Annotated in this window: 9 protein-coding genes; 7 read left to right on the top strand and 2 right to left on the bottom strand. The window is 52.7% G+C overall.

What is annotated here, in order from left to right; translation table 11 throughout:
• Nucleotides 1–519 precede the first annotated feature (519 nt).
• The 6 genes from FH871_RS00320 (at nucleotide 520) to FH871_RS00295 (ending at nucleotide 7,989) form a co-directional block, all read left to right on the top strand.
• A complete protein-coding gene (locus FH871_RS00320) occupies nucleotides 520–1,641 on the top strand; it encodes an acyl-CoA desaturase (protein WP_138989363.1) in 1,122 nt (373 codons plus the stop codon).
• A 165-nt stretch (nucleotides 1,642–1,806) separates the two neighbouring features.
• Nucleotides 1,807–3,051: a beta-ketoacyl-ACP synthase II gene (fabF, locus tag FH871_RS00315; RefSeq protein ID WP_138989362.1), complete on the top strand. Its 1,245-nt coding sequence runs from the start codon at nucleotides 1,807–1,809 to the stop codon at nucleotides 3,049–3,051.
• Nucleotides 3,052–3,218: 167 nt separating this feature from the next.
• The gene (locus FH871_RS00310) at nucleotides 3,219–4,550 is read left to right on the top strand and encodes a hypothetical protein (RefSeq protein ID WP_138989361.1); all 1,332 of its coding nucleotides are present in this window, start codon (nucleotides 3,219–3,221) and stop codon (nucleotides 4,548–4,550) included.
• 91 nt (nucleotides 4,551–4,641) lie between these two features.
• The gene (locus FH871_RS00305) at nucleotides 4,642–5,163 is read left to right on the top strand and encodes a hypothetical protein (RefSeq protein WP_138989360.1); all 522 of its coding nucleotides are present in this window, start codon (nucleotides 4,642–4,644) and stop codon (nucleotides 5,161–5,163) included.
• Nucleotides 5,160–6,227, top strand: coding sequence for a phosphotransferase family protein (locus tag FH871_RS00300; RefSeq protein ID WP_138989359.1), 1,068 nt, complete (start codon nucleotides 5,160–5,162; stop codon nucleotides 6,225–6,227). Before FH871_RS00305 ends, FH871_RS00300 begins: the two co-directional genes overlap by 4 nt.
• A gap of 25 nt (nucleotides 6,228–6,252) precedes the next feature.
• On the top strand, nucleotides 6,253–7,989 hold the full coding sequence (locus FH871_RS00295; protein WP_138989358.1) for a T3SS effector HopA1 family protein: 1,737 nt from the start codon (nucleotides 6,253–6,255) through the stop codon (nucleotides 7,987–7,989).
• Here FH871_RS00295 and FH871_RS00290 read toward each other — a convergent pair.
• The gene (locus tag FH871_RS00290; RefSeq protein WP_138989357.1) at nucleotides 7,955–9,874 is read right to left on the bottom strand and encodes a histidine kinase; all 1,920 of its coding nucleotides are present in this window, start codon (nucleotides 9,872–9,874) and stop codon (nucleotides 7,955–7,957) included. The genes FH871_RS00295 and FH871_RS00290 overlap by 35 nt on opposite strands.
• Before the next feature lie 243 nt (nucleotides 9,875–10,117).
• Between FH871_RS00290 and FH871_RS00285 the strand changes: the two genes are divergently transcribed.
• On the top strand, nucleotides 10,118–10,921 hold the full coding sequence (locus tag FH871_RS00285; RefSeq protein ID WP_138989356.1) for a sensor histidine kinase: 804 nt from the start codon (nucleotides 10,118–10,120) through the stop codon (nucleotides 10,919–10,921).
• A 10-nt stretch (nucleotides 10,922–10,931) separates the two neighbouring features.
• On the opposite strand, the gene FH871_RS00280 is transcribed toward FH871_RS00285, so the two are convergent.
• Nucleotides 10,932–12,005 carry a ComEC/Rec2 family competence protein gene (locus FH871_RS00280; protein ID WP_171062718.1) on the bottom strand — a complete coding sequence of 358 codons (1,074 nt, stop codon included), beginning with the start codon at nucleotides 12,003–12,005 and terminating at the stop codon, nucleotides 10,932–10,934.
• Between the last annotated feature and the right edge of the window lies 1 nt (nucleotide 12,006).

Genomic DNA, 12,006 nt, shown 5'->3' with positions numbered 1-12,006 from the left:
ATAAACTAAACCCCGGCCCGGCTTCGTTTTTCGAGAAGACAGGTTTGGAAAAAGTCAGTTTTATATAAAATAATTTTCATGTTTCTTGGACTTTCAGAACTTGTTGGTAGCTTACAGCGTAGTATTAGTGTAATGCGTAATCTGAATGGGCTTTCCCTGGCCGTTCAGTTCCACTTCTCTTCTTTTTATCGATTCAATGATGCCTCCAATTCGGTTTCCGGGTATCGTTGTCCTTTAACATGGTCAGTCGAAGAAATTGATTTTCTACGCACCGGTCAACCAGAGGGTAACCTCGAACGGGTTTAACGCATCCCGAAAAAATGATGACCAGAAGGGTCAGGACGAATTTCCTCCCCATTCGGAATGGTAATTGTTAGCAACGATCCGAGTCTATTGAATCGTTGGGTCAATGCCGGAGTTCCGTCGCGGGTTTGCTTTATCAAATCAGGTAAGGGCCGATTAGCCTGGTTCATTTGACATTAATTTCTGAAAATCGGCCAAATTTTTAACGACTAGTTTATGGTAACGCCACTAAAGTTTAATACCACCAATCGATCCCCGTTTTTCTCTACCGTTCGGCAGCGTGTCAATACGTATTTCAAAGACAATAATCTTTCTCCCAACGCCAATGGCGCCATGTGGACTAAAGCCATTTTCTTCCTGACGGGCTATGTGGGGCTCTACGCGCTGATTCTTTCGAACCAGTTTGGACTGTGGACGATGCTGGGAATGGCTATTTTACTGGGCATGTTTGCCGCTTTTATCGGTTTCAATGTCTCTCATGATGCCATTCACGGTGCCTTCTCCTCAAAAGGTTGGGTAAACCGGTTGCTGGCGTCCAGTTTTTACCTGATTGGTGCCAATCCGTACGTCTGGAAAATGACGCACAACGTCGTTCACCATACCTACACCAACATTCCCGGCCACGACGAAGACATCGAAATTGCACCGGGTTTGATCCGCGTGGATGTCGACGAGCCGCTCCGGCCCTGGCAGCGCCACCAGCAGTGGTATTCGTTCGCCCTCTATTCGCTGGCTTCGCTTTCGTGGGTATTTCGGAAGGACTATCTGAAATTTTTCAAGAAAACCATCGGCCACTGCGACAATACGAACCATCCCCGGAAGGAGTACATCACGCTGTTTGTTACCAAGGCGGCCTATTACGTCGTCTTTATCGTTATCCCGTTGCTGGTGCTGGATCTGCACTGGTGGCAGTTTGTCATCGGATTTGTGTTGATGCACATGGCCGAAGGGCTGGTGTTGGGGCTGGTTTTTCAGTTAGCGCACGTCGTAGAAGGTACGGCCTTCCCGGTTCCGGTCGAAGGTGTGGGCATTCAGGAAGCCTGGGCCGTTCACCAGATGCGGACTACAGCCAATTTTGCACCCAATTCGCCCATTGCGGCTTTTTTCTGCGGAGGATTGAACCGCCAGATCGAGCACCATTTATTCCCGAAAGTGTGCCACATTCATTACCCGGCCATTACCGCGATCGTGCGGGACACCGCCCACGAATTCGGGTTGCCTTATATCGAAAATCCGACGTTCTCCACGGCGCTGGCGTCGCACTACCGGCTGTTGAAAAAACTGGGTCGGGAGCCCGTCAAAGCACACGCCCCCCAGTCGGTTAGCGTTCCGGTGTAGTTCCGGAAGTTTTCAGAATTTCAAAGCCTTAATTTCCATAATGACCAGTGTCTCACAGACTTTCGTCTGTGGGACAAACCTAAATGGATTCCGGCGTTTTTTCGCAACGGGGAAGTCGCTTTCTTTGCGGACAAATTGTTCGGAAAAATCACCTTTAGGTTCCTTATGTTACACCGGGTTGTTATTACAGGCATTGGCGCATTCACCCCCATAGGCAACAATATTCCCACTTTCTGGCGACAGGTCGTCAATGGGCAATCGGCTTTTACCGGTATCACCCGCTTCGATGCATCCTTGTTCAGAACCCGGTTTGCCGCCGAAATCGCCGGTTTTGACGCTGCTCAGTATCTCAATCGCACCGACGTCAAACGCTCCGACCGGTTTACACAGTTTGCCCTGATTGCTGCCGACCAGGCCATCAACGATTCCGGTTTCGATCTCGCCCAAATGGACCCGTTCGAGGTGGGTGTTATCTGGGGATCGGGCCAGGGCGGCACGGAAACGCTGGAAGAACAGACGAGAGAATACGCTCTGGGCGACGGTCAACCCCGGTTTAGTCCGTTTCTGGTTCCTAAGGTACTGGTCAATCTGGCCTCCGGTCTGATTTCGATCCGACACGGTTTTATGGGAATCAATTACACGGCGGTTTCGGCCTGTGCGAGTTCCAATTCGGCCCTCATGGATGCCTTCAACTACATCCGGCTGGGAAAAGCCAAAATCATCGTCAGTGGCGGTTCCGATGCGGCCATTACGCCCTCGTCCTTCGGCGGCTATTGTTCCATGAAAGCCATGTCGACCCGGAACGACAGCCCTCAAACGGCTTCGCGGCCTTTCGATGTGGGGCGCGACGGTTTTGTGATGGGCGAAGGCGCGGGAGCCCTCATTCTGGAAGAGTACGAACACGCCGTCCGGCGGGGAGCAACGATCTACGGCGAGATGACCGGTGCGGCCATGACGGGTGACGCTTACCACATTACGGCCACGCACCCCGACGGGATCGGGGCCACCAAAGCCATGCAACTGGCGCTGGCCGAAGCCCGCATCAACATCGAGGACCTGGATTACCTGAACGCCCACGCCACCTCCACGCCCGTCGGCGACCTGTCTGAGATGAATGCCGTTGCCAAACTGACCGGCGACAAAAAAACAAAACTGCACATCAGTGCCACCAAGTCCATCACCGGCCATTTGATGGGTGCTGCCGGTGCCATCGAAGCCATCATCTGCCTGCTGGCAATGCGAGACAATGTGATTCCGCCCACCATCAACACCACCGTCCGCGACCCGGCGATTCCCGAAAGCCTGAATCTCGTTTTCAAAGAAGCCGTGTCGACGCCCGTCAAAACCGTCATGAGCAACACCTTCGGTTTTGGGGGGCACAACGGGATTGTTGTTTTCCAGAAAGTGTGAGTTAGAAAGACCATAAGACGGGCATTTTCGAGGTTTCTGCCGAAATACGGGGGAAACCCCGGATCGATACAGGAATTCCCCCCTACCGGATCAGGGCGTAGTGTGTGACTTTTGAAGCAGCAATCCGCTGATCACAACGCGCCAACCTGATTGGGTACATCGTGGGTATGGAAACTCCTGAAAACAAGAAAAAAAAGTTGCCGGTTCTGAGCGACACGGTCATCGTCTCCCTGTTTTTGCTCATCACGTTCTGCACCGGGATTGCCTTCGTTTGGGTGGGCGTATACGATACAAAGGACGGAAAACCGCTCACGGCCGTTCTATGGTCGCTGGCCTGTTTTGTGCTGGGTGCCCTGATCGGTTTCCTGTTCGGGATTCCGCGCGTGCTGCAAGGCAACCCACCGCCACCATCCCCACCACCGGGCAGCCCGGCCGCCCCGCTCACCGCGCCAACAGCGCCACCAGCACCGCCGACTCTCCTGCAAACGGCGGGTTACGATCTGCGGGTTAACACCAACCTGGAACAGATTTCCGACTGGCTCACCAAAATCATCGTGGGGCTCGGACTGGTCGAGCTGCGAACGGCTCCTGCCCGGCTCAAAAGTGCGGCAGGGTATATCGCCAGAGGCATTGGCCCCGGCACCGACTATTTTGCGGCTGGTCTGGTGGTCTATTTCACCATCCTGGGGTTCATGGGAGCTTATCTGATTACCCGCCTGTATATTGCCGGTGCGTTTGGCCGCGCCGACCGGGCCGCATCGAAACAGGAAGAGCAGGATCTGCAACGGGTCGAAAACATCCAGCTACCGGCGCTGGGCCGGGATGAGGTGCTGTCTGAAGACGACAAAAAAGCTGCTAAAAACGTGGCCAGCAAGCCTCTGGCGGAGTTGGAATCCCCCAATGAAATCTCGGTTTGGGCCAAAGCGCAACTCTCGCTGGGCAATTATGTCGATGCCGTGAAAGGGTATGGGAAAGCGATTGGCCAACTGGGCGAAGACCCCGAAAAACGGTATGCCTATGCAACGGCCCTGTATTACAGCGGGGCCAAAGACCTGGCCTTCGTGCAACTGCTGGAAGCCTACAAACGACTGACCGCGGCCTCGGATAAAACCCTGCGCCGAAATGTATACCGCTCCCTGACGTATCAGGCGCTGTTTCAGGATCCCCCGAAAGGCTTCGACGATGCCATCCGGTTTGGTGAGGAATACGTTCGGGACCACCAGAACCTGGTTTCGCCGGGCGTCTGGGCCAACCTCGCTGCGGCTTATGGCCAAAAAATGAAATGGCTGCTGGCCAACAATCCGACCGATCAACCGGCACTGGAGGCAACCCGAAACCGGGCGCTGGCGGTGGTTCAGCAAACCGCCGGAATGGGCGAGCGATGGAAGAAAAAGATTCGGGAAATGATGGATAAAAACTTCCCGAACAAGGACCCCAATGAAAGCGATCTGGAGGTATTTGCTGATGATCCCGAATTCCGCAAACTCGTGGGGCTTTGAGAATCTGGCCTGAAGGGAGGCATAAATAGGGGTGTAACCAGCGCAGAATGAATTCATAAATCAAGCAAACCTTACTTTAACTTTCAAACCGATGGAAAGCTCACAATCCTCGACCGATGTTACCCTGGAAATGTACGTTGACTTTCACAAAAAGCAGTTTGGTGTTGATAAAACCGAAGCCGACTTTGAGCAGGACGCGGCTAGATCGCTCCTGCGCCAGGGATGGATCCTATCGGTTGATTTGAATAAAGATATTCTGGAAATGCGCCGTACGGGCGAGTATGAAACCACTTTTAGCCAGCATTTCTCTGCTGAAGGCCCATTTGCCGCTCTTCTGCTTGCCAATACGGCATTGAGAAAAGTACTGTATTTTGAATGGCGGAGCGATACGGTTTTTTATTGTCCGCCCAATCAACAGCTCGTTGACCCTTCCGATACCGACAGCCCCGGTTTTGATAATTACCTGCTGGCAGATGTCGATTTTGTTTTCAGCGACGACAGTCAACAGCAGTGGGAGAAGAATCCGTTCTCAACACTCAGTGCGAAGTTAAACCTGTCAGCAATTGCCGAAACGACTTCTCTGAACCACAGCAACCGCTCATTGATCAAATGATTGCGCTGACGGGCTATACGGTTTTTCAGTACCTGCAGAACCGCGGAATTGTTAACCGGGAGGAATTCGTGGCAGGTAATCTGGTCATGATCGATAATCCGTTCCCCTCAAGCCGCAATGCCAATTTTATCGTCCGAAGAACGGATGGGAAGAATCTTTTTCTGAAGCAAACCCGGCGGATTACGGATGTGATGGACAGACGGAAAGAACTGCTGTTTTACGAACTCGTGGAAAAACCGCACCTGGGTTTGGAAAAACACTGCCTGAAAGCCGTGATGCCAATCGACACCCGAAACCAGGTGCTGATTCTGGATCATTCGGATCAGACGTTTACCTTCGAAGCCCTGATAGCCTGCACTCCCGCACCGTTGCGGGGGACACGACTCCGGAATCCTACGCGTCAGATTGGTCAAATGCTGGCTTATCTGCGGCAGAAGCTGAGGGCGGAAACGGCCTGTGATTCGATCTACCTGCATCGCTTCGGCACGTTTACGCCTTGGCTACTCACCCTAAGAGAGCAGGATGTTCTCGAAATTGAGAAAGCCAACAACCGGTATCTGTCGGCTTTCGGTCGGTTTGTCCAACAACACAGAGGGTTGCTGCAAGGATTGCTGCGCAACTGGCAGTTTACTCACCTGATCAACACGGACGTTTGCTGGCGAAACATTCTGACTTCCGGAAATACACCGGATCAGGATTCCCCGTATTTCCTGATCGATTGGGAGTTTGCCAGTGTGGGAGATCCTGACTGGGAAATGGCGAGCTTGGCCGCCGAGTATCTGGTGGCCCGGTTCACGACGGCGGACACCCTCGACGTCCCCGCGCTTGCCAGTGGTCAATATTGGGCATTGATTCCCGTCCTGCTGGAGTCGGTCGTCGGGAAAATCGATCCCCTTGATCCGACCTGTTGGAAAGTCATGCAACTGCTGGGCGTTATTCTGCTGCAGCACTATTACCGATGGGCGGTAGAAGGGGCGCAGAGCAAGCTGGTGGATTTCCCCAAGGTGTATGCCTATGCGCAGCGTTGTCTTACCGAAACCGAATCGGTTCTTCGCGAATTTTGACTTTATGGACTCAAACCGGTAAGAAATGGCCTACGAACCAACAGAACAACTCAAGTCGCTTGTGCGATTGATCCGGATCTCGGAAGATAAGCAGCAGATATTCCTGAACGGCGATGACAAAACCGGAGCGATTTGTCAGGATATGCTGGCAAAAAAATACATCTTCGATACCACCGATCTGAAAGCCGTACTCCAGGTTTGGTTGTACCGGGAACATTATATTCGCCCGAACCAGAAACCAACGGAAGGCCCGAATGACGTCGATCAGTTTACCCATGCGGACTCCGGCGTCAGGCTTGACTTCTGGAATACCGGCGGATGGCGGTATACAACCGGCGCTGTTCGGCCCGCCCGGCATTCCAATGAAGTTGTTTTGCTGAAGGGCAGCAAGGCGCGCTGGGTCAGTGGCGGGCAATACATCGAAACCGGGGTCGCAACCGATTCGGGCTGGATTCTGCTGGAATCGAACGAGCCAACCCACGAATTTGGAACGGTTTCGGATGCGGTGCCGTTCAACTGGCTGTTTGGCCGGCAGTTGTCCGAAGGAGATGACCGGGGCGGAATCCGGTTTTATTTTAACCTGAAACCGACCAAAGCCGCCGTCACCTGTCTGGTGCGCGAAATTCAGAACGGTTTTAACCGCCATGAAATACCTTTTATCCTCAAGTTTGTGGCCAATCCGGACAAATACAACCGGGCCGATTCGGCCGTGCTGTATACCGATCACCGGTATCTAAACCTGGTCGCCATTCTGTTGCAAAACAGTTATCGGGAGCTGAGCCGAAACGAAGCGCTTCGGCCGGATGTCCCGTTGTTTGTCAGGGAATTGGCTCCCGGTCTCGGGGTGGCGGAAGAACCGCATACCGGAACGAGTTTTGGTATGGATCGTTCCTTCCAACTGGCAGATGCGCTGATGGAAGCCGGTCAGGATCCGGATCCGGAAACCCGAATTCAGAACGTGTTTGTTGTTTTACGGAAAAAAGAATTTGACCCGGAAAACTTTCATCAGAACCCTTCGTCGCCGGTTCAATACCCGTTTCTGTTCGACCATTTTGCCAAACTCCGTTCGGGGGCTTGGCAGGCTTTGCCAGGTGGTGGAGATGATGGGTACCGGGGGGATCGGTTTCGGCTGGTCGATGAAATCGACTGGTTCGGCCAGCCGGGGTTAAGCCGGAAACCGTATCTGCTGGCGGCCGTGCGGATTGCCATTGCCTTGTGCCGGGAAGCCACCTGGTATTATGACAGAAAAACCGGGGAGTGGTCATGCAACTGGTTGACGTATCGGCCCGTAGACGGCCGGAACGAGGTCGTCTATCAGTTGCTGGATGATTCTTTCGAGGAGGGAATTGAAGGGGTACGGTTTTTTCTGCAAACCGTTTTAACAACCTGTCACCAGTCTGAATTGCTGGATTTTGTAGTGAAAAGTGCCCGGCCCACGGGTCGGAGTTTGGCAGACGGTCAGAACAGGAGCCAGCCCGACTGGCATCTGAAAGATCCGGATCTGGATCGGGCATTCCGTTCGCTGTTCCAAACAGCGGCATCGGAGGCTATTCCGGACGAACCGATGGCAGATGCCCTCATTGAACGTTATCTGGACCAGGACCGGCCGCTCGGAAATGGATATGGAGACCGGAAGCCGGAGCGGTCGGATCTATTCTGTCCTAATTTACAGTTTGGCCTGGCCGGATTTGGTTATTATTTTCTTCACGTCTATGATCCGCACCAATTCAGGCCCATTGTTCTTTCCAAATCGTTAGCATGACGATCGTACCCGACGGGTGAGCCGAATCGATCCGGATTTCGCCGGGAATGGCGGCCACCCGTTCCAGGATGTTTTTGAGTCCCATGCCGTTGGAATGCAGGTCGGACCGCATACCGATGCCGTTGTCGGAAACGATGAGGTTCAGAAAATGGTCGGACACCGAAAGGCGAATCTGGCCGACGGAAGCCTGGGCGTGTTTCAAAATGTTGGTAATCAGCTCCCGACTGATGCTATACAGTTCCATTTCCTGTTTTTTGCCCAGCAACCCCTGGCGGTAAGTGGATTCGAAGGAAAGAACCAGCCGTCCACTTCGATTCAGATCCGCAACCAGACTTTCGAGGGCCACCGACAAGCCCAGTTTTTCCAGTTCAGGAGGCATTAAATTGTGGGATATTGAACGAACATCGGTATACGCCTGGTCCATGCTGGCGAGTAAATTGGCGTAGATTTGCTGCTCCTGAGCCGAGAGGTTTTCGACTTCAAAACCGGTAAGCTGCCATTTCAGAGCCGCCAGCGTACTGCCCAGGTTGTCGTGCAATTCGGACGCGACCCGCTTGCGTTCGATCGACTGTCCGTTGTAGTATGCTTCCTGAATCTCCCGGTTTTTTCGTAACAACTCGGTATTGGCTTCGGTGAGTTCGGATGTCCGCAACAGCACGCGTTCCTCCAGGGTGTTGTTAACATGGTTTAGTTGCTGGTTGGAGATGGCGAGCTGGTGCTGAACCTGGAGAATCTGCCGGTTCTTTTTATTCAAAAGGTAGTTGTTGACGATGAGTAAACTGATAAAAAGGAGGAACACAACGATACTGCCAAACAGGATAAGCTGTTCGTTTGTTTTTTTGTCGATGTCGCGATTGAGTCGTTCAACCTGAATTTTATTTTTTTCGTTTTCGTATTCAAAACGTAGCGCATTGATCTGCTTTTGCTGCATATCATTTTTGTCTTTTGCTTGGATTGTAGTCAGTTCTTCGTGATGCAAAAGGGCCGATTTAAAATTTCCATTTTTTTTGTTTACCAGATAGAGAACCTCGTTGAGTTCGGCGATTGTACTCCCCATCAGATTTTTAGTTCCCCGGTAAGCCTTTTGGGCAACTGCTAACGCCTTGTTGGGGTAGCCCTGCAAAAGTAAAATTCGTGCTTTTTGAGCATCGGCCACGGCGATCTCATTCGGGTTGTTCTGCTTCAGTTTCCGGAATAATTCCAGGTAAGATAATGCCCGGTCATACGCCTTTTTATGTTGGTAACATGCCGAGAGATTGACCAGGCAATACCCCTCTACCTCGATAAAATAAGGGAAGCGGTTTTTCTTTAAACAAAGGTTGAAGAACGTTATCGCCTTGTCGTAGGCGGCATTCCGAAAATGAATGATTCCCACGTTGTTGATCGAAATCAGGTAGCGCAGCGTATCCCCGGCTTCCAGCAAAACCGGCATAGCGGTTTTGTAATAAGCCATTGCTTTTTTAGGTTCATTGAGATTCAGGTAGTTATCTGCCAGATAGCGCAGTGCAAAACCCCTGTACGATTTGTTCTGTAATTCCTCCGCGATATGTAGCCCCCGCAAAAGGTGTTCGCAGGCCCGGTAATAATAGCCTTTTCGGCCGGAATAATAGCCGTAATAACAATTGGCGATCATGAGTCCCCGGTTCCACTTCTGTTTTTCAGACAGCCCGATAGCCTGCTGAAAAAAGACCAGCGCGGTGTCGTCCTGCGTGGCGAGTTTTCCCAGTTCGCAGAGCAGTTTTATCCGTGCCGTATCGTTTTCAAACGAATGATTGGCAGCGGGAATTTGCGCCAGTTTTTTTCGTAAGCTATCCACCGGCGTTAAGGCGAATGCGTCTGCCAAAGCTAGAATGAAAAAAAGAAAGGCCAGAGAAAAATGACGCATGGACAGGATGGGTTTCCGGTATAAACAAGCTGCTGATCAAGACGAATCGTTGAACGGAAATTTCCGAAAAAATACGGGAATTCTCCCCTTGAATCTACAAAAAACCAACAGCAAATTTACCAATTCCGATCACGGTTTTATCGTGAAAGGGTATCGAAAGGGAGTGACCTTCATTGACCTAAACAATTGAAAATATGGTGAGTCTATTCGGGAAGGCTGAGGGATGCAACAACCGGGGCCTTTATGGATTGTGAAGTTGGGTATCTCCCGGTTTTTATACTGATCACAGGGGCAATCAGCGTCGGTCTCTTTCTGGTACGGCAACGGCAATTGCGCAACCAGCTCATCCATCGGTTAAAGCAGGAATCTCTGGAACGGGAAAGCCTGGCTTCCCGGCTGGAAATGCAACAGGTGCTGCTTGAGGAAACGGCTGCCGAACTCCACGAAAACGTCGGGCAGTTGCTAACCGTGACGCAATTGGTCATCTACACCATCGAAGAGAAAATCGGCGATTCATCCACCACACCTGATTTCAAAAAGGCCTTCGATTCTCTCCAGACCAGCATCCAGGCAGTGCGGGGCGTTTCGAACACCCTGATGAATGGCCGGAACCCGGATTTGTGGGAAGGGTTGAAAAAAATCTGTGATCGCATTCGCCAATCAGGCCCGTTCGAGGTCGATCTTACGCGGCATGGCCCAGCCCGGCCCATTCCGCCCCGGGCCGAACCCATTTTGCTCCAACTTGTCCAGGAACTTGCCAAAACGGTTCTGGAAAAATCGGGAGGCCCCAAACTGACGATCCGGTTAAAATACGTTCTGTCATCGTTGTATGTCACCCTGAGTGACGAAAGCGACGGATTGACCCTTTCTGCGGAGCCGGGCGGGGGGCAGGACCGGTTTTCGGCCGCAATCCAAACGATACGCCGGAAAGTGGCCCTGCTGGGGGGCCGGTGCCTGCTCATCGGCGAGAAAGGAAAAGGAACGTGGGTCGTTATTCGGCTTCCAACGGAGTTCGCTGAAACCAAACCGGCTTCCGTCGGGCCATGAACGGGTCGCACTAAACCACCATCGCGTGCGCTCCGGGGGGCATAAACCGGATCTGGTACGTATTTTCATGCTGCGGAAAATCGTCCAGAAACTGCTGAATCAGGGGCGTATGGTTCGACAAAACCAGTTCGATGGGCCGTTGTTGAACCGTGGCTGCCGTAACGATCCATTTCAGGGTGTCGTAATCCGGGTTGCCGTGTTTTCCATTGGCCGAAATGACGTATTGCCTGGCCCGCACCTTCCGGAAAAAATCCAGCGTTACGTTGCGGTCGCTGCCGTGGTGAGGAACTTTCAGCACATCGACATCGATGGAGCCGTCGGGTTGCAACAAGCGGGTCTGCTTCAGGCCCTGCAACAGGTGATCGCCCCGGGCGTCGCCGGTCAGCAGCACCCGAACGCCGTTCGATTCAGCCAGCAAGCAGATGCTGCTCAGGTTTGGAATGCTTTCGTCGGCCATCGCAAAACTTTCGATGTCGGCGGAGGCAACCGCTTCCTCCTGTTTGTCGAGCCACTTTTGCCATTCCTTTCGCAGTTCGGCCAGGTTTCGGGCGGTGGGGCCGACCACCGTGAGCGTTATTCCCCCGATTTGCAGTTTGAAGGGATTGCCCGTGGCTTTGAGCAGACCGCCCGGCACATTGGGGTTAATCGGAATGTTCAGTTGCTGCGCCCGGGTTCGCAGTTTGTTGCCCTGATTGATGGATTGAAGTGTTACTTCTTCGGTATTTGCCATGCGGACGCCCTGCATACCCGCCTGCTGAAAAACCGCACTGACGCGAACGGCGATGGCGTTATTCTGCCCGATGGCTTGATCGAAACTGTTGAACCAGAGTTGCGAAACCGAGATTTGCGGCCGTTGCAGCAGTTCCGAAAACAGATCCAGCAAGCCCACGATGTGGTCGCCGTCGACGTGGCTCAACACCACCAGATCGAGCTGCCCGCCCCGTTGCTTGATGGCGTCGAGTTCCCCACTGAGGTGATTGTCATACGTCCGTTCCGGCCCGCCGTCGATCAGGATGTAGCGGATAACGCCGGCCGCATCCGGGGTTTCTAAAATCAAACAGTCGCCGAATTCGGCCTGAATCATG

Source organism: Larkinella sp. C7 (genome assembly GCF_006149005.1).
Taxonomy (GTDB): domain Bacteria; phylum Bacteroidota; class Bacteroidia; order Cytophagales; family Spirosomataceae; genus Larkinella.
The sequence above is the reverse complement of the archived record's forward strand: the minus strand, read 5'-3'. Positions and strand labels throughout refer to the sequence as shown.